This is a genomic window from Vibrio sp. AK197 (assembly GCF_053903115.1).
Map to the genome: position 1 here is coordinate 623,457 of NZ_CP096429.1, position 19,539 is coordinate 642,995.

The 19,539-nt window shown below is 47.1% G+C and carries 17 protein-coding genes; 1 reads left to right on the forward strand and 16 read right to left on the reverse strand.

Features of this window, described 5'->3' with window-relative positions; genetic code table 11:
* Positions 1-92: 92 nt before the first annotated feature.
* From M1D72_RS02900 to M1D72_RS02915, 4 genes are all read right to left on the reverse strand, one after another.
* Entirely contained in the window at positions 93-845 is a 753-nt protein-coding gene (locus tag M1D72_RS02900; RefSeq protein ID WP_446697916.1) for an amino acid ABC transporter ATP-binding protein, read from the reverse strand.
* Positions 838-1,782 (reverse strand): amino acid ABC transporter permease, encoded by a 945-nt coding sequence (locus M1D72_RS02905; RefSeq protein ID WP_390195705.1) that lies wholly within the window; start codon positions 1,780-1,782, stop codon positions 838-840. Before M1D72_RS02905 ends, M1D72_RS02900 begins: the two co-directional genes overlap by 8 nt.
* A gap of 77 nt (positions 1,783-1,859) precedes the next feature.
* Positions 1,860-2,666 (reverse strand): transporter substrate-binding domain-containing protein, encoded by an 807-nt coding sequence (locus M1D72_RS02910; RefSeq protein WP_390195702.1) that lies wholly within the window; start codon positions 2,664-2,666, stop codon positions 1,860-1,862.
* 181 nt (positions 2,667-2,847) lie between these two features.
* A complete protein-coding gene (locus M1D72_RS02915) occupies positions 2,848-4,077 on the reverse strand; it encodes a trans-sulfuration enzyme family protein (protein WP_456295497.1) in 1,230 nt (409 codons plus the stop codon).
* A gap of 83 nt (positions 4,078-4,160) precedes the next feature.
* On the opposite strand from M1D72_RS02915, the gene M1D72_RS02920 reads away from it, so the two are divergent.
* Positions 4,161-4,691, forward strand: coding sequence for an Lrp/AsnC family transcriptional regulator (locus M1D72_RS02920; RefSeq protein ID WP_456295498.1), 531 nt, complete (start codon positions 4,161-4,163; stop codon positions 4,689-4,691).
* Positions 4,692-5,045: 354 nt separating this feature from the next.
* Here the strand turns inward: M1D72_RS02920 and M1D72_RS02925 are convergent, their stop codons facing one another.
* The 12 genes from M1D72_RS02925 to M1D72_RS02980 form a co-directional block, all read right to left on the reverse strand.
* The gene (locus tag M1D72_RS02925; RefSeq protein WP_456295499.1) at positions 5,046-6,002 is read right to left on the reverse strand and encodes a hypothetical protein; all 957 of its coding nucleotides are present in this window, start codon (positions 6,000-6,002) and stop codon (positions 5,046-5,048) included.
* Positions 6,003-6,321: 319 nt separating this feature from the next.
* Complete coding sequence (locus M1D72_RS02930) at positions 6,322-7,554, reverse strand: urate hydroxylase PuuD (protein ID WP_456295500.1); 1,233 nt, start codon at positions 7,552-7,554, stop codon at positions 6,322-6,324.
* Positions 7,500-8,867, reverse strand: a complete 1,368-nt coding sequence (gene guaD, locus M1D72_RS02935) for a guanine deaminase (RefSeq protein ID WP_456295501.1) — start codon at positions 8,865-8,867, stop codon at positions 7,500-7,502. The genes M1D72_RS02930 and guaD overlap by 55 nt, the downstream gene beginning before the upstream one ends.
* A 1-nt stretch (position 8,868) precedes the next feature.
* A complete protein-coding gene (gene uraH, locus M1D72_RS02940; RefSeq protein ID WP_390195687.1) occupies positions 8,869-9,192 on the reverse strand; it encodes a hydroxyisourate hydrolase in 324 nt (107 codons plus the stop codon).
* Positions 9,189-9,680 carry a 2-oxo-4-hydroxy-4-carboxy-5-ureidoimidazoline decarboxylase gene (gene uraD, locus M1D72_RS02945; protein ID WP_456295502.1) on the reverse strand — a complete coding sequence of 164 codons (492 nt, stop codon included), beginning with the start codon at positions 9,678-9,680 and terminating at the stop codon, positions 9,189-9,191. Before uraD ends, uraH begins: the two co-directional genes overlap by 4 nt.
* Positions 9,677-10,570: a xanthine dehydrogenase accessory protein XdhC gene (xdhC, locus tag M1D72_RS02950; RefSeq protein WP_456295503.1), complete on the reverse strand. Its 894-nt coding sequence runs from the start codon at positions 10,568-10,570 to the stop codon at positions 9,677-9,679. Before xdhC ends, uraD begins: the two co-directional genes overlap by 4 nt.
* Positions 10,554-12,938, reverse strand: coding sequence for a xanthine dehydrogenase molybdopterin binding subunit (gene xdhB / locus M1D72_RS02955; protein ID WP_456295504.1), 2,385 nt, complete (start codon positions 12,936-12,938; stop codon positions 10,554-10,556). The genes xdhC and xdhB overlap by 17 nt, the downstream gene beginning before the upstream one ends.
* Complete coding sequence (gene xdhA, locus M1D72_RS02960; protein WP_456295505.1) at positions 12,931-14,343, reverse strand: xanthine dehydrogenase small subunit; 1,413 nt, start codon at positions 14,341-14,343, stop codon at positions 12,931-12,933. Before xdhA ends, xdhB begins: the two co-directional genes overlap by 8 nt.
* Positions 14,344-14,438: 95 nt before the next feature.
* Positions 14,439-15,518, reverse strand: coding sequence for a BMP family ABC transporter substrate-binding protein (locus M1D72_RS02965; RefSeq protein WP_456295506.1), 1,080 nt, complete (start codon positions 15,516-15,518; stop codon positions 14,439-14,441).
* 363 nt (positions 15,519-15,881) lie between these two features.
* On the reverse strand, positions 15,882-16,811 hold the full coding sequence (locus M1D72_RS02970; RefSeq protein WP_456295507.1) for an ABC transporter permease: 930 nt from the start codon (positions 16,809-16,811) through the stop codon (positions 15,882-15,884).
* Positions 16,811-17,923: an ABC transporter permease gene (locus M1D72_RS02975; RefSeq protein WP_456295508.1), complete on the reverse strand. Its 1,113-nt coding sequence runs from the start codon at positions 17,921-17,923 to the stop codon at positions 16,811-16,813. Before M1D72_RS02975 ends, M1D72_RS02970 begins: the two co-directional genes overlap by 1 nt.
* Positions 17,916-19,448: an ABC transporter ATP-binding protein gene (locus M1D72_RS02980; RefSeq protein ID WP_456295509.1), complete on the reverse strand. Its 1,533-nt coding sequence runs from the start codon at positions 19,446-19,448 to the stop codon at positions 17,916-17,918. The genes M1D72_RS02975 and M1D72_RS02980 overlap by 8 nt, the downstream gene beginning before the upstream one ends.
* Positions 19,449-19,539 lie beyond the last annotated feature (91 nt).

Genomic DNA, 19,539 nt, shown 5'->3' on the forward strand with positions numbered 1-19,539 from the left:
GGTTTACCAAACTTTACGTAGGGAGCTTGTGGTAATTCGTTTTGCGATATAAAAAACGAGCCACAAGGGCTCGTTTCGTTCGCGAAATTCGCTTATAACACTTTAGCCAAGAACTGGCGCAGGCGTGGGTGTTCCAAGGTTTCGAACACTTCTTCCGGGCTACCATCAACCAGCAGTTCGCCTTCTTCCATAAACAGGACTCGGTCAGCCACTTCACGGGCAAAGCCCATTTCATGAGTAACGATGACCATGGTCATGCCTTCTTTGGCTAGCGATTTAATGACGTCCAAAACTTCACCAACCATTTCTGGGTCTAGTGCTGAAGTGGGTTCATCGAACAGCATGAGGTCAGGTTTCATCGCCAGCGCGCGTGCGATAGCGACACGTTGCTGTTGACCACCCGATAAGTGTGACGGGTAGTTGTTCATGCGCTCTTCAAGACCAACACGTTTGATCAAACGTTTCGCATCTTCTTCGACCTCGGACTTAGAACGTTTTGATACCTTCAGCGGCGCGAGCATCACGTTGCCAAGTGCCGTTTTGTGCGGGAACAAGTTAAAACTCTGGAACACCATCCCGACGTTTTGGCGCAGCACGTTGATATCGGTGGTTTTTGCATACATGTCAAAACCATCAACGATGATGGTGCCAGAAGAAATTTCTTCAAGCTGGTTTAAGGTACGCAAAAAGGTTGACTTACCCGAACCTGAAGGGCCGATGATGACCACAACTTCACCGCGTTTGACGGAGGTCGATACAGACTTTAATGCGTGACATCCGTTGGGGTAGTATTTGTCGACGTTGTCGGCGTAAACCATATCAACGCCATTGTATTGATTAGTCACTGGCAGATAACCTCTTCTCTAAACGTTGAATAGCCCAAGACAGCGTACCCGTTACCACTAAATACAGCGCGGCAACGGTAAACCACACTTCAAACGGGGCAAAGCTACCACTGACGACTTCACGGCCGGCTTTAGTTAAGTCGGTAATTGAAATCACCGACACCAAGGAGGAGTCTTTAATGAGGTTGATAAATTGCCCAGCCAATGGGGGAAGCGTACGTTTGAGAGCTTGTGGCAAAATAACGTAACACATTGCTTTTGGGTAGGTCATGCCCAGTGAGCGCGCGGCTTCCATTTGCCCTGGCGGAATAGATTGAATCCCAGCTCGAACAATTTCTGCAACATAAGCGCCCGTAAAAACGGAAAGTGCCACCACACCCGCGGTAAAGCGGTCAAAGTCGAGAACGGTACCGATAAAGAAGTAGACGATAAAAATCTGGACCAGTAACGGTGTCCCGCGAATCAATTCAACATAGGTTAAAGCGAGGTTGCGAAGCGTTTGGTTTTTGGCAATACGCATTAAGCCAAAAATCAGTCCTAAGCCGACGGCAAACAGCAAGGAGATAAACGATATTTCAATCGTTACCCATAAACCATGTGCGATAGGGCCAAACTGCCAATCGTTAAGTTGTGCGACGGTGTCGCCTTGAAAAATTAAGTCACCATCGCGAACGGTTAGCGTAGTGAATTTGCTGATGACTTGCGGCTCAGCGCCATTATCGAACTCTATGACTAATTGGCCGTCACTAACTTGCGCCGTACCGTCACCGCTCGCACGAATGTCTTGCGCTTCGGTGTTGACGACGTAGGGCCATAAACGGTCCCAATGCCAGTTGTAGTTGATGCTGCGCCCGGCAAAATAAACGGCGCCCACCAACATGACCATAATCAGGACGTAAAGTAAGTGTCCCGACCAATTTGAGGATTTAGACTGCATCACTCAGATTCTCTTTATGTTTATACATGGACTGGGCCACCGAAGCAGCCCAGTTGATTTGACTTGAGCTGACGTAATTATTGAACGTCTTTTAGCCAGCTGTCAGTTTTGAACCACTTATTGTAAATACGATCGTAAGTGCCGTCACCCTTGATCTGACGTAAGTAGTTATTTAGGAAGTTCAAGAAGTTAGGATCGTCTTGACGAATGGCCCAACCCAGAGGTTCATAGGTAAACGGTTCTGCAAGATGATTAACTTTGTCTTGATTTTGAGCGGCGTAAATCGCGTTGTAAGGGAAGTCATAAACAAAGGCATCCGCTTTACCGCTAGAAACTTGTAGCGCAGCGTCAATCTCTGTGTCGTAAAGATCAATTTTCGCTTTAGGGATGTATTTTTTAGCAGCTTCAGCCCCTGTGGTGCCTAGCTTGGTCGCGATGGTGTATTTTGGATCGTTAAGATCGCGGTAGCTCTTAATCGAGTCTGCAAGCTTAGGTGCAATCAGCGCAGATTGACCAATCACGATATACGGGTCAGCAAAGTTCACTTTTAAGTTGCGCTCTGCTGTTACTGTCATGCCACCCATAATGATGTCACATTTGCCGGTTTGCAAAGCAGGGATGATGCCGTCCCAAGCGGTGTTTACCGGAGTAAATTTTACGCCCATTGAGCGCGCCATTTGTTTACCCACATCGATGTCAAAACCAATGAAACGGCCATCTTTGGTTTTCATTTCAAACGGCATGTAGCCTGCGTCAAAACAAACTTTTAGTTCACCTGTGTTTAGTACATTCTCAAGGGCAGATTCTGCCATGGCTTGAGTGGTACCCAATAAAGACCAAGCCAATACAAGACCGGTAGCGGTCGATTTGATCAAAGTTTTCATATTATCCCTTATATAGATATTGTTTTTTGTTGTGTTCTTCCAATGACATAGATTGCGCTGTGTAATGGTTGCGTAGCAACCGAGGTTACATCAGAAGCGTGCAGATAATGCGACACTTTATGGCAATATTTCAACAAAAAATTGAATTTATAGCTGTTTCGAAGGGATAAATATGCAATTATTATCTGAGCAGGTGTCTTAGGTCACGAATCAAATCATCTGCGGATTCTAATCCAATGGACAGTCGAACCACGCCGGCCCCAGCATCACGACAAAACTGTGTGCGTTGTTCTGGAGTAAATCTGTACGTTGATGCATCTAAATCATCCGTTCTCATCACCACCGCTAAACTGCGTTGATGACCAATCGAAAACGCGTAATAAAACATTGCCGACTCATGAGCAAAACGCGGCTCTATGGAATCGATGTCATCAACTTGGAATGCAATTATGCCGCCAAAAAGTGCCATTTGTTGCTGAGCAAGTGAAAATTGTTGATGGGACTCAAGACCGGGGTAGAGGACTTTACACACTCGAGGATGTGATTCGAGCCAGTTGGCGATGGTTAACGCCGAGTCACTGAGCGTTTTCATTCTTGCATACAAGGTTTCCATCCCCCGCATAATAAGCCATGCGCTATGGGCGGATAAGCTAGCGCCAAGGTACACGCCACCAATGGCTCGAAGCCGTTTAATGACAGGCTTGGAACCTAGGATACAGCCTCCGAGTACATCACCATGACCATTGATGAATTTGGTGAGTGAATGAATGACCAAATCCGCCCCTAGAGTTAACGGTTGGGTAATAACCGGAGTAGAAAACGTCGAATCGACACTAAGCAGAATATTGTTCTGCTTGAGTAATAACGATAACGCTTTGATATCAGTAAGCCTTAATAACGGGTTACTCGGCGTCTCAATATGCACCAGTTTTGTGTTCTCTTTTAGTGCACCTCGAACCAATGTGGTGCATCTAGTGTCGACAACAGAGACTTCGATTCCATAACGTGGGAGCACTTGAGTGGCAAATTCAAATACGCCTGCGTAGCAGACATCACTGATGATCAAATGATCACCGGCTTCAAGCAATGACAAAAACGTGGCTGAAATCGCGGCCATACCTGTTGCCGTTGATAGTGCATCTTCCGCTTGTTCAAGCACGGCTAATCGCTGTTCTAATTGACGAACGGTAGGGTTTGTCCAACCAGCATAAAGAAATGGTCCGTCACTGATGTCATCGAGCCCTTGGGCCGAAAAAGCACCACCCTCGGGGCTAAAGGTATGATTGACCGACATCGCAATATTTGGCGCAATCGCACAGGTTTGTGGGTCGGCTTGAAACGCGCTATGCAGCGCCTGAGTTTGTAAGCTTAGCTCGTGGGAGGCGTTGGGTTTAGGATCATTGTTGTGCATAATTAATCAATTTTTTTGTGTTGAGAAAATAACAGCCGAGTATTAATTATCGGTTTTATTGCACAAAGGAATTAGGCTATTCTGTGGCTAAATATGCTGATTTACCGCATTTTTCACCATCGTTTGCAGAAAAGCCGCACGGGAAGAACATGTCATCAACGCTCGATAATTTTGATAAAAAAATACTGCATATTCTGCAGCTTAACTGCCGTGTTGCTAGCGAAGAGATTGCGGGGCAAGTTGGTTTATCTGCATCGGCGGTACAAAGACGAATCAAACGCCTACGTGAAGAGGGGATCATTGCCGCAGAAGTGGCGATTATTGATGGTAACGTGTCATCGCACGGTGTGAGTTTTCTTGCGGAGATCGAAATTGAGCGAGATAACTACGCAGTGATCGGTCAATTCAAGCAATGGGCGAGTGACCAACCTTGGATTCAGCAGGTGTTTTATGTGACCGGGCATTTTGATCTGATGTTAGTGATTAACGCGCCATCACCGACAGACTACGACAGATATATTGAAGACTTAATGGCACGCTACCCACAGATTAGGCGTGTCACCACCAATGTGGTGCTGGATACACCAAAGAAAGGGCTCTACTTACCTATCTAATAGTGAGCTCACACCGTGATATCGTCAGCGGCTTATTCGCTAGTCATGTTCAAATTTTCTTGATGTGACGCTTTTTAAAACAGACTTACGTTTTATAGAGCGTTATCAGGGACGTTGTATTTGAGTAGGTAGGTTATAGACTCAACCTCTGAAAGTATTATAACTGAAAAGGGTGATATTATTATTTGGGACGGTATTGCGAATTGACGCGCCATCACCAACAGACTAACGATAGAGCTATCGAAGACTTAATGGCACGTTACCAACTAATAAAACTCATCACCAACAGTGTTTTGGATACCTCCCCAAAGGAACTTATCTTCCAGCTTGCAGTGAGTTGCTATCATCAGAGGTTTATGCACTGACCAACCAATCACTATCAATGTCATTCGTGAGTATGGTGTATTCTTCAGCGTCATACGTGACGGTGACGGCGTAATACTCATCAGAGGAAAGGTAAGTCCATGGATTGCTATCAGACAGCTGGTCAATATAGCTAATCTGGTCGTCGCTCAGTGCTGTGACAGAGACCGTATCGTAATCATCGGCAATGTCTATCGAGACTTTATCGATCAGTAAACCGTCATTCTTGGCGAGAATGTCTTGATCCAGAGTGAGCGACCGATCATCTTGACCGAACACGACTTCAAAGTTTTCAAAATCCAAATCCACAGCATCGCTGCTCAGGTAGAGGAAATCATCACCATTGCCACCATCGACATGACGGGTTTGACTTTGACTTGCTGCCGCTTCTAGCCCGTAATCGAATAAATCTGAATCATCACCAAGATCGACATCAAACTCGGTATACTGTGTCGAACCATCTGTGGATTCAAATTGAACTTGGTCTTGTCCTGAACCCGTTTGTATCTCAAACAGATTGCTCCAAGAACTGCCGTTGCTGATGGGAGAAATCGTAATATAGTCATCATAACTGGTACTATCGTCAGCAGACGTTGTATCAATATAGCCGCGTTTCGCATTAGAAATACTGATATCAGAAAACAGAGAACTCCATTCTCCCTCGTCGGAACTGGTTAAGTCAGTATGAGCCGTAATATATACATCGACAAAGTTATTAATTGTCGTCTCTTCAACGCCATTTAAATCGGTTATCGAGATTTCTTTGAGACCATCTGCATTCCACTCTGTTGTATTTTCGATAGAGAGTGAACTATAGAAGTAATTATCTTCTTCATAGCTTACATAGGGCGCGGAATTACTTGAGCTTATCTCTTGACCATTATTGACATTCAAATTCGCGGCACTACCGGTTCCATCGGTATTCGTTGTTCCTACTATTCTCGTCATATTTATTACCTTTTATCATGTATTTAGATAGAGAGTAGCGGATTTGAAAAATCAAATGGCATGATATTTTTATTATTTAAATCTCTGCTCGGTTAGGTTTAAGTTAACCAAGTAATATTATCTTTTATATTAAAGATCCACTAAACCGCAGCGCGAGTTTTATGGTTAAATTGTAGTTCTATAACTTTTATAATGATTGAAATGTCCATTTTTCTTAAAGTTGAATAATGACAATTTTCCACCGGGATAATGATTAGGTTCGCTTAAAAAAGAAAAACCACCGATTAGGTGGCTTTTAATTATCACATCAGAATTCGTATTATTGAATTTGGCTGAGCGCTTGTTTTAATTCTTGACGCTCTTGGTCGGTCATCTCAGTTTTATTCATAAACGGCATGTCACCGTTGTCAACTGCTCGCGTAATGATGTGTGATTTCCAACGCTCGATATCTTGCCAAGTGTCAAATTGAACACCACTCGGTGCGGCTTTAAAGATATCGTCAGTTGGGTTCGCGCTATGGCAGGTTGAACAACGTTTATTGATGATATGCAAAGCCAGCTCTTTTGGGTGGTCCATAGATAATTGGCTCGCATCGGTTTCTACAGGGGCTTTCTCAACCGTGATGGCGGTTGGCATTTTTTCGGTTGCTTGCCAGCTGATCACGATGGCGAGCAAAAACATTGCAGTCGCGCCATAGACCAGTACATCCGGCTTTTGTTGACCAGAATGCTTGAGGTTGAAGTAGTGACGAATATACGCACTAATCAGCATAATTAGCATGCCGACTAACCAGCTCACACTATGCTGATAAATCATCGGGTAGTGATTACTGATCATCAAAAAGATAACCGGCAAAGTGAAGTAGTTGTTGTGAATCGACCGGCGTTTACCTTCCAGACCCGGCGCTGGGTCAACAGGCTCGCCTGCCGCGACTTGTTTGACCATTTTGTGTTGCCCAGGAATGATCTTATGGAACACATTATTGGCCATAATTGAGCCAATCAATGCGCCCATATGAATAAAGGCGCCGCGACCGCTGAAAATATGGGTAAATCCGTAGAAAAACAGAGTCCCAAACACAATGATTGCAGAGACAAACGCAAGCGATGACTTACTCAGAGGTGAACGCATCAGAATTTCGTACACCACAACCCCAAGCAAGACTCCGCCAATACCCATCGCAACCGCTTGAAATGAACTCAGATCCATCACACGCGGGTCGATCAAATAGGCCTGGGCATTGAAGTAGTACATCCAAATCATCAAGGTCGAGCCTGTAATCCATGTGGTATAAGCTTCCCACTTGAACCAATGCAGTTTCTCTGGCATCTGCTCTGGGCCAACTTTGTACTTGGCGATTTCATAAAAACCGCCGCCATGGACTGACCAAAGGTCGCCTTTAATCCCTTTGTCTTGTTTCCATTTCGGTGGTGTTTCTAAGCTGTTATCCAACCATGCGAAGTAAAAACTTGCGCCAATCCAGGCCACGCCACAGATTACATGGAACCATTTGATAAAGAGCGCAAACCATTCGTAGAGTTGTGGCCACATAACGTCATTTCCTTTTGATAAACTAAATTTCCGTGAACGTAGGTACGTTCAATTGCTCGCTCATCACCTAGGGTAATGAGGGCAAACAGTTGTTCTGAAAGCTGATTGCAGCGCAAGATGCGTTGCTGAAGAATCGGGAAGGCGGTTAAATCTATTTCGATAAAGTCTGCTTCGCTTCCCGGGTTTAAGTTACCGATTTTGTCTTGCAACCCCATGGACGCGGCCGCGCCTTGAGTACAGAGGTAGAGAGATTCAAACGGGTTTAAGCTCTCGCCTTGTAACTGCAAAACTTTGTAAGCATCGGCTTGGTTTTTAAATAAGCTGAGGCTTGTTCCTCCGCCTACATCGCTGGCGATAGAGACGGGAATATGGCGGTCTTTGGCGCGGTGATACGGGAACAAACCGCTGCCTAAAAACAAGTTGGATGAAGGGCAAAATGCAATCGCGGCGCCATGAGCGGATAGGGCGTCGAATTCCCGTGAATTGAGATGAATGCCATGACCAAATAGTGCTCGGTCACGAACTAAATCGTATTGTTCATAAACCGCTAGGTAGTCACGAGATTGAGGAAAAAGCTCTTTAACCCAAGCGATTTCATTTGGGTTTTCACTGATATGAGTCTGAATAAAGGCATCAGGGTGCTCATTCGCTAATTGCCCGGCCAAAGCCAGTTGCTGCGGTGAACTTGTCGGAGCAAATCGTGGTGTGATGGCGTATAACGCACGGCCTTGATTGTGCCAGCGCTCAATCAGGGTTTTGCTGTCTCTGTAGCCTGACTCTGGCGTGTCTTGAAGGTTATCAGGACAGTGGCGATCCATCATTATTTTTCCACAAATCATGCGTGCATTAGATTGTTCTGCTGCCTGAAAAAACGCGTTGACGGACTGAGGATGGACAGTGGCATAAACGCTAGCGGTTGTGGTGCCATGAGCAAATAGCTGATCAATGAAATAACGCGCTTGAACATTGGCGTACTCTTGCTGAGCAAACTGGGCCTCGGCTGGAAACGTGTAGGTATTGAGCCAATCAAGCAATTGCGTTCCGTAACTCGCAATCACTTCAACTTGTGGAAAGTGCACGTGAGAATCAATAAAGCCGGGCAGTATTAAACCGCTATGTATCGTAACTTTACCTTGTTGAAGCAGCGTTTGATGATGCTCATCAGCGAAAAAAGCTTGGGCTTCGCCGATGTGAGAGATTAGACCATCTTCAACCACCAATACCCCATCATTAAAATATTGGTAATTGTTCTCTGGCGACAGAGTCGTCTGAGGAAAATGCAATAAACTACCTCGATGAATCTGTATCGCCATATTAACTGCCTCGATAGCTGGAGTAAGAGAAGGGCGAAAGCAGTAATGGAATGTGGTAATTACGCTGATCATTCACTGAAAAATGCACATCCACCATAGGGAAAAAAGCTTGGCCGAAATGCGTTTCACAGTAGGGCTTGACCAAAAAACGCAACGTATAGGATTGTGCCTCTAAACGGATGTCTTCAAATTTGGCACGACCATCTTGGTCGGTGGTTGAACTGGCAATACACGTACCGCTGTCTAAAGCGTACAGTTCAACGTCAATATTCGACGCTGGCACACCGGTGGCGGTATCGAGTACATGACAACTGAGTTGATTCATAAATAAGCTTCCATTCTGATACGACTGATTTTTCGCTGCTCTATCGCCGCTTGTTTTAGCTCTGCCTCGCGACTACGAGGAAGACGCTCTTTTAGCAGAGCCAACATTTCGTCAGCGCTTTTATTGGTCGCGCAGACAATAAAGATAAAGCCAAACTTGTCTTGATAGGCGAGGTTAAGCGCAAGTAATTCTTCCAATACCTCTTGAGAGGCGCTTTTAACTTGGCTTTGTTCTTTTTCACTGAGCGCTTTCCCTTGGCCGTATTTGGCTTGCAGTGTTTTAATATCGCCAATCATTGGGTGGCCAGCGAAAGCTTCAAGCCAATCCTCTTCACGTAGGGCGTCGAACGCTTTGTCAGCCGCACTCATAAGTGCTTGCCCATCACTAAATGGCATCTCGAGTTTCATCATTAAATGCCAGTGATGGCTAGTGCATATTTTGCTAAGCTCTTCACTGCTTAACATAAGGCCAGTACAGGGCTGGTTCATTGTTTTACCTCCTTTAAAACTTGGCGTAATTGATTGGCTTGAGACCACTGAACTTCCGAAGCTGTGTGACCTGTCGGACGCGGACTGGTGACTTGAATCAACTGTGCGGCGATGGATACTGCTACCTGCATGGGGAGTTTTCCTTGGATATCGGGATGACCGATAGGGCAAGTCAGCCCTTGCAATAACGCTGGGTCTGATAACTGTTCGTTTAAGCGAAACTCAAAGCGCTGTTTTTTACCTTGTGAACCAATTAAGCCGATAAACGCCATGTCTCGTCGCTCCAAGGCTAAACGAGCCAATTCGAAATCGAGGGCGTGATCTTGGGTCATGATGACGATGTGACTCTCTGCGGGAAGCTCAGCAATTGCTTCGACCGGATTGCTCCATTGCTGGGTTTGTACACCACTTTCCCTCAAAGGAGTAAGCCACTCGGCGCGGCTATCAATGACGGTGACATGCAGAGGAAGTTCAGCCAAAATCGGGCTGAGCGCTTGGCAAACATGGCCTGCACCGAATATCATAACTTTCGGTGTTTGAGTATGAAAATACTCAAACATCACTTGTACAGCGCCCCCGCAGCACTGCCCGAGATCGGCGGCTAGCGAGAAGCGCTCGACGCTGACTTGTGCTTGACCCGATTTCAACGCGTCACGAGCGGCGATGATCACTTGATGTTCGAGGTTTCCACCACCGAGCGTATCAAATTGGTATTGTGAGGTGATCACCATCTTAGCGCCGCTCGCGCGAGGGACTGAGCCAACTTCGGCGACCACAGTCGCGATACAATAGGCTTCACCTTTTTGCTCAAGCTGCTGACAGGCATCTAACCAATGAACTGAAGGGCTGGATAGAAAATCACTGCCATGAAGATTAGGAGGTAACGACATCACTGTTCTCCTCTGATTGCGCATGCATTTTGAGCCATGCAAATTGATGGTCGCACGCGGTTAAGATCGCTTCGCCTGTTGCAGGCGCGTGCAGTTGCGGCGCGACACGATGATCAGAAATCGCAGCAACGGCATCGTAAATCGCGCACCAAGCGCTAATCGGATGCATAAACGGGGGTTCTCCCACGGCTTTTGAGCGATAGATGCTGTGCTCTGGATTGGCTTTTTCATAAAATTCAACGTGCATCTGCTTGGGATAATCACCGATGGTTGGAATTTTATAGTTCATCGGGCTGTTGCTGAGCAGTGTGCCATCCTCACGCCAAACCAACTCTTCAGTCGTTAACCAACCAAGCCCCTGAATAAATGCCCCTTCAATTTGCCCTTGGTCGATACCTGGGTTTAGACTGCTGCCCACATCATGCAAAATATCCACGCGCTCAACGGTCATCTCACCGGTCAGGGTATCAATGGTGACTTCACTGCATGATGCTCCATTGGTGAAATAGAAGAATGGTCGACCGCTTGCGGTTTCACGGTCGTAACCAATCTTGGGCGTTTTGTAGTAGCCGGTAGCCGACAGTGATACGCGCGCCATGTACGCTTGTTGAACTAATTGGGACCAGCTAACATCTTGCGGCAAACCAACCAGTTTACCGTGCTCAATGTCGAGCTCAGCATGAGGCTGATAATGGGTTTGAGCAAAATCCAACAGGCGCTGCTTGATTTCTTTTGCCGCGTTGTGCGCGGCCATGCCATTCAAATCAGCACCGGAAGAGGCGGCTGTGGGTGAGGTGTTTGGCACTTTATCTGTGCGCGTTGATGTCACCAGAACTTTGTCTTGTGAAATGCCGAAGGTTTGCGCGACAATTTGCTGAATTTTAGTGTGCAGACCTTGGCCCATCTCAGTCCCGCCATGAGAAACTTGAATCGTGCCATCGGTATACACGTGAATCAGTGCGCCTGCTTGGTTTAAGTGTGTGGCCGTAAACGAGATGCCAAACCTAACAGGGGTAATCGCGATGCCCTTTTTCAAAATTGGATTCGCTTTATTCCATTGCTTTATTGCTTGGCGTCGGGCGCGGTAATCGCTGCTCGCTTCCAGCGACAGTAAAATCTCTTTCATGTCTTCATGCTGCTCAACAGGCATACCGTAAGGCGTAACATGATTTTGTTGGTTGTAGAGATTTTTCATGCGTATATCAAAAGGATCCAATCCGACGTTTAACGCCAGCTCTTCCACCGCTTTTTCAATCACAATCATCCCTTGCGGGCCGCCAAAACCGCGAAAAGCGGTGTGCGAGACCATATCGGTTTTAAGGCGATGACCGGTAATACAGGCATTCCCAAGGAAATAGCTGTTGTCTGCATGGAACATCGCGCGGTCGACAATGGCATCAGATAAATCCGGAGAGTGACCACAAAGCCCATTCACTTCCATGTTTGCGGCGAGAATGTTGCCTTGGCTGTCCGCGGCCAATTGGTAACGGTTATAAAACGGATGGCGCTTACCGGTTGCGGTCATGTCGATGCTGCGTGGAAGACGGATTTTAATCGCGCGTCCGGTGTGATAACTGCCAAGAGCCGCCAAACATGCCCATTGTGCCGCCTGGCTTTCTTTACCTCCAAAACCGCCGCCCATGCGGCGCATATCAACAGTGACACGGTTAAAATCGAGTGCGAGAACTTCCGCTACTAACTTTTGAATTTCCGTGGGATTTTGGGTTGAAGTACGAACAAATACGCCACCATCTTCGGTCATTTCCGTTAGGCTGGCCTGCGTCTCTAAGTAAAAGTGTTCTTGGCCTCCCACATGCATATCACCTTGAATATGCACATCAGCTTTTTCAAAGACGCGCTGTTCAACAGTTTGGCCCATTTGATGAGTTGGCAACAGATGCTCAAGGTGCTGAGCTTGGTGGTGGGTCAAAATGACCTCGTCAGCGGTTTGATACTCTACTTCAGCGAGGGTGGCGGCTTTCCAAGCAAGATCGTGACTGGTGGCCAAAACAAGTGCGATAGGTTGGCCGTAGTAACGAATCTGGTTGTCGAGCACAAGTAGCGGATCACCCTTGAACACTGTGCCAATGTCTTTTTCACCGGGAATCGCATCACAGGTCAAGACACTAACCACACCTTCGGCGTTTTCCACAGCGTGTAAATTCAGTTTGGTGATTTCACCTTTGGCGATACGACTTAATACGACCGCTGCGTGAAGCGTGCCACGAGGGGTCGGATAGTCATCAACAAAAAGGGCTTCGCCAGAGACTTGTTTGTCGGCGCTTTCATGTTTGAGTGTTTTACCGACGACTTTAAAGGCTTCGTTTTGCGCTGACGTTTGCGCATCAATATCGGTTAACTTACGCATGATGAACCAACCTTGTTTCAATTTGTTGAGTTTGCAGATAAAAACGTTGCAGCAAGTTTTGCACCAAGCGAACGCGATATTGCGCGGTCGCACGAACATCACTCAGTGGATGAATCACCTGTGGAACTTGCTCTTGCGCGGCATGGACCAGTGGAAGATTAAGCGGTTTGCCGACAAACACTTCTTCTAATTGACGTAAACGGACTGACTTAGCGGCCACGCCACCTGCTGAAATGATGCAAGATTTCACACGGCTATCACTGCCGATGGTCATATTGATGCCAAGAGTGACGGTGGCGATATCATCTTCGTAGCGCTTAGAGACTTTATAAATCGCGTGATGTTGATTCGGCGCGAGGCGCGGTAGGTGAATTGCGCTTATCCACTGGTTTGGTTTGAGTAGGGTTTCACGGTAACCCGTAATATAGTCTTCTGGTGCGTATAAGGTCTTGTTTTCACCATCGTCAACTTCAATGTGCCCATTTAAGCTAATCAGAAGTGGTGCAATATCACCAATGGGCGAGGCGTGACCAAGGCTACCACCCAGCGTCGCGCGATGGCGAATAGTGAGGCTGCCAAGTCGTTCTATGACTTCATCAGCACTTGGGAAATGCTCACGGACGAATTCGTGAACTTGATGCATCGGCATCGCAGCGCCGATTCGCCAGCCCGACACCGTTGGTGTAATTTCCAGCATATCATCCACCTCTGAGATATCGATGAATTCATCGATTGAATGGCGCTGCTGGGTGATTTCTAGCGATAAATCTGTACCGCCTGCGATCAATTTGGCATTGGGTAGCGTACGCTTGGCTTGCGCTAACGCTTGACGTGTTTTGGGCTTTAAGTAGTGCCCATCTTCAATCGGCTGAACGGTTTTGAGCCACGCTAACACTTTTTGTTCATCACTATCTAATGGGTCGGCAATGTCACTTCCCGCTATTTTTTCCGCGGCTGTAATCAGTGGTCCATAGCCTGTACAGCGACATAAGTTACCGGCCAAATAGTCCGCGGGATGGCTAGGTGCAGGAGATTGCTTTGACAACGCATACAGTGACATAACAACGCCAGGTGTACAAAAACCACATTGGGTGCCGTGCTCCTCAACAACGGCTTGTTGAACAGGGTGCAGCCCTTGGGGTTGCTTAAGGTGTTCAACCGTGATGACGTGTTTTCCATGTAAAGCATGTAGCGGGGTGATACAGGCGTTAATTTGACGATAACGAAGTTGTTGCTGCGGGGTTAAATCCACCATAACCACGGTACACGCTCCGCAGTCACCGCTGGCACAACCTTCTTTAGAGCCGGTCATTTGCTTTTGTTCGCGTAAATAGTTCAGCAACATAGTGTCAGCTTTAGCATCCACTACCTTGGTGATTTCGCTGTTTATCATGAGCTCTAACATAACTTCCTCTGTACTTGTTAAAACTTGTCCAATTGGTCAGGTCTTGGTGTGAAAAAAGACTCGTGCACTCAAGAGTGTCACGAGCCTCTTGATGATTAACGTGGGATTTTGGCGTCGATACCTTCTACATACCAATTAACCGCAGCCAGTTCTTCATCGGTCAACGAATGACCCGCGGCAATCACTTCGTTACCTTGGTTGTCTTTCATTGGGCCCGTGAACGGCTTGAGTTCCCCTGATTTAATTTTAGCTTCAGTCGTAACAATCGCTGTTTTTACATCTTCAGGTAGATTGGGGTTGATTGAGACAATCTGTAGCATGTCTTCTTTTAGACCGCCCCAAAAATCTTGCGGTTTCCATGTGCCGTCCATGACTGCTTCGACGGTCTTAATGTAATGAGGCGCCCAGTGATCACGCACAGAAAACATGTGAGATTTTGGCGCAAAGTGGGCCATATCAGAGGCTTGGCCGATGCCCATCATGCCGCGTTTTTCTGCTGCAATCAGTGGCGCTGGGCTATCTGTATGCTGAATGATCACGTCCGCGCCTTGGTCCATCAGTGCGTTTGCCGCATCAGATTCTTTACCTGGATCGTACCAAGTATTTACCCAAACAATTTTAAGTTTGATATCTGGGTTAACGCTTTTTGCGCCGAGGTACGTGGCGTTAATATCGCGAATGACTTCTGGAATAGGGAAGGTTGCAATATAACCGAGTGTATTGGTTTTCGATTCCATGGCGGCGGCGACACCAGAAACGTAACGGCCTTCATAAGTGCGAAGGACGTAAGTTGAGACGTTTTTGCCGCGCTTATAACCTGTTGCATGTTCAAATGTTACATTTGGAAAACGCTTGGCGGCCTTGATTGTTGGGTTCATAAAACCAAACGAGGTGGTGAAAATTACATCGTTACCTGCTTTGGCGAGCTGTGTAATCACACGCTCGGCGTCGGCACCTTCAGACACGTTTTCGACGTAGGTGGTTTCGACTTTGCCGTCGAAATATTTCTCCATTTCAATGCGGCCTTGGTCATGCTCATAGCTCCAACCGTGGTCGCCAACGGGCCCGACATACACAAAGCCGACTTTCATCGGCTCATCCTCTGCCAATGATACGGATGAAACCAGTGCGGACGCTGAAAGCGCTGCCACTTTGAACCACTGATTTATTTTCATGAAATTCTCCATTTTCATTTTTGTCGTTGTTATCAATTAACGCATTGGGTGCGATGACCCAAACTTCATTTCCCTTGATAATTGAATTAATTAGCAAAAACCTGACCACTTGGTCGTATTTTGATAAATTATTTTTTGTGACGGCTTTCACCCCTTATGTTACAAGGTGTTAAGGGCATTTAACGTGCCTTGGTTGCTTGAGTGTTACTCAGGTGTAACGGAGAGGAAATGATTCAATTTGGTGCTTAGTTATGCACTATCGCACCAATGTGAAGCAAATGTGCTCAATTTGTTAACGTCGCCTGAGGTGGAAGAAAAAGGCAAAAACTGAGCTTTTGCCTTTTAAATAGGTTGTTGATTGAGTTATTGGCGCTTCGGATCGAAGGGCTTGCCAAGGCTCATTGGCGTTGCCAGTTTTTGGCGCATTTCATTCGAGCTCAGGATCACCATCACGACGATTGTTGCCAAATATGGGGTCATGGCCAGTAGGTTTGATGAAATAGCAACACCGATACCTTGCATCATTAAATGCATGATGGACGTAAAGCCAAACAGGTAAGCACCGAGCATCAAGTATCCAATTCGCCAAGAGGCAAATACCACGAGGGCGAGCGCAATCCAGCCTCGGCCTGCGGTCATGTTTTCCATCCACATCGGGGTATAAGCCAGTGACATATAAGCACCCGCAAGGCCTGCCATCGCACCACCAAACAAGGTAACTAGGTAACGAACGGCGATCACTTTGATACCCAGAGCATTGGCCGAATGAGGGTTCTCACCAACCGCGCGAATAACCAAACCTGCACGAGTTTTGTGCAGTACCCACCAAGCGATGGCGACAATCACAAAGCTCAGATAGACCATAATATCTTGGTTAAATAGTATCGGGCCGATAAACGGAATGTCACTCAGCAGCGGAATTGCAATGGGTTTGAAGCCATCAATCGTTGAGCCGACCAGTCCGCCCCCTAAAAAGGCACTTAGCCCTGTCCCAAAGATTGTCAGGGCGAGCCCCGTCGCCACTTGGTTGGTGCTGAGAGACAGGGTTAACAAGCCAAACAGCATTGCCATTGCGATACCAGCAATCATCGCTAGCATGAGGCCAAGCATCAGGCTGCCACTGTAAAATGCCCCGGCAAACCCGGCCATGGCGCCCATCAGCATCATGCCTTCTTGCCCAAGGTTCAAGACTCCGGATTTTTCACACATCAATTCACCGAGCGCGATCAGCAATAATGGCGTTCCGGTTTTGAGTGCAGCAATGCATAAAGATTGAATCAATACCGTGTCCATTATGCTGCTCCTTTTTCTTCGCGAATGGTTGATTTAGTTGATGAGCTAAGTCCTTTAGCGCCATGTGGCACGATGCGATAAGCAATAAAGAAATCGCAAGCCAAAAGGAAAAACAGCAAAGTTCCTTGGAAAAGCCCCGTCACGGCGGTCGGTAGCCCTAGCTCGATCTGTGCTAAATCGCTGCCCATATAAAGCGCGCCCATAAATAACGCAGCGACAATCACCCCAATGGGATTTAAGCGACCCAAATAGGCAACAATGATCGCCGCGTAACCATAGCCAGGAGAAACCGAAGGAATAAGCTGCCCTATGGGACCCGTTACCTCAGCCGCACCAGCAAAACCAGCCAATGCGCCAGCCCCGAGCATGACTCCCCATACCAATTTGTTTTCTGAGAAACCGGCGTATTTCGCGGCGGCTCGCTCGGAGCCTAATACACGCAATTTGAAGCCAGGCAAGGTTTTGTAAAGCATGACGCCGGCAACGATGGCGATGATTACCGCAATTACAATCGAGATAGAGGCGCGGCCGGAGTCAAACAGTGTCGGCAGCAATACTGGGTCGGAAAACATCACCGATTCTGGAAAACCAAACCCTTGAGGATCCGCAAGCGGACCATGAACGCCCCACATTAATACATAGAAACCAATGTAGTTAAGCATGATGGTGGTTAAGATAATATTGGTGTGAAAGCGGCGATTGAGCCAAGTTGGAATACTTGCCCAAACCATACCCGCAAAAACGCCAGCGCTGAGTGCCAGTACGAGCCACCAAGCGCTTGAGGTTTCTGTCGCATGGATAGCGACAGCGCCGCTCGCGACAGCACCAACCAGAAGTTGTCCCTCTGCACCAATATTCCAAATGTTGGCTCTGTAACACAGCGCTAGACCAATAGCACACAGCATGAGGGGCGTGGATTTAACCAGCAATTCGCCAAAGTTATAGCTGTCAGCAAAAGGCTGGATGATAAAGACGTTAAAGGCTTCAACGGGGTCAACATCAAGCCATGAGAACAGAAGGCTCGAGACCAAAAGGGTCAAAATTACCGCAATAAACGGCGATAACCATGACATCAGTTGCGAGTTTTCTAAGCGAGGCTGAACACTAAGCATTGACCGCCTCCTTGTTGTGAGTCAAAAAGCCACCAGTAATCCAGTGTCCGATGCGTTCTATCGTCATGTCTTGGGTTTTGACGGCCGGAGAGACATGGCCTTCATAAATCACTGCAATTTGGTCACAAATCATCATCAGTTCATCAATATCTTCAGAGACGACTAAAATGGCTGAGCCCGCATCACGCAACGCGATCAATTGGCGATGGATGGCACTGGCTGCCCCAATATCCACTCCCCAAGTCGGGTGAGCACAAATCAACAATTTGGGATGATGTTTGGTTTCTCGCCCCATTATGAATTTCTGTAGATTTCCTCCGGACAAACTTTTCGCTTGCGAGCGACCATTGCGACACTTCACATCGTGGTTTTGGATTAATGAGCTTGCCAGTTCACCCAATTTCGCAAATTGAATAAAGCCCTTACGCGTGAGGCTTTTGGCGTGAGTGAGAAGGGTGTTTTCCTCTAATGTCATATCCGGCACCGCGCCTTGTCCGAGACGATTCGCGGGGACATAAGCCAAACCCAATGCGCGTCGCTTACCTGCATCGAGGTGACCGATAGCGGCTCCTTGCCACTGGATTGAATCTGCTGCGCTGCGTGTATCTTCGCCACTTAATGCGGCGAGAAGATCTTCTTGACCATTACCCGCCACCCCTGCAAGACCAAAGATTTCGCCGCCGTTGAGGTTCATGTAAACTTGCTTTAAGCCGCAGCCAAAGGGATGGGAGGGCGCTAAGTTGAGGTCTAGTGTTTGCAGCACTAGCTCTTCGCCACTGGCTTTGGGATAGGTTTCGGAAAGAACCGTATCTTCCCCTACCATTAAACGAGCGATAGAGGTTGGCGTTTCTTGTTTAGGGTCACATTGACCGCTAACTTTGCCACCGCGCAATATCACCGCTCGGTGGCATAAACTGGTGACTTCTTTAAGCTTATGGCTGATGAACAATATCGCACAACCTTCTTGGGAAAGTTGATTGAGAATGGCAAATAAACCTTCAATCTCTTGCGGAGCCAGTACCGATGTTGGTTCATCGAGAATCAACAGTTTTACGTCCTGTATTAGGCAGCGCAGGATTTCCAAGCGCTGACGTTCTCCGATACTCAAGCTGTGTACATAGCGATCCGGTTCTACGTGCAGACCATATTGCTGACTTTTTTCAATAATGGTCTGTTTGAGATCGTCAATGTTATCTAAGCACTCTTTATCGAGACCCAGCTCGATGTTCTCTTGGACGGTTAGGGTTTCAAAGACGGAAAAGTGTTGAAACACCATACCGATTCCCATCGCACGGGCTTGATTGGGTGAGGAGATAGTGACTTCGCGGTCTTGCCATAAAATCGCCCCTTCGCTAGGCTGATTTACACCGTAGATCATCTTAACTAAAGTGGATTTTCCGGCACCATTTTCGCCGAGCAACGCGAGGATCTCACCTGCATGAATATGCAAGTTCACCTTGTCGTTAGCCACGACGCCCGGGAACACTTTACTGAGGTTCCACAGTTCGAGCAGTGGTTTGTCCATGTTGAGCAGATTCCTTTCTTTTATTTTTTGGCATAACTAATGCAAAAACTTGACCAAATGTTCAACTTCATGGTTTTCCGGTGATGATGAC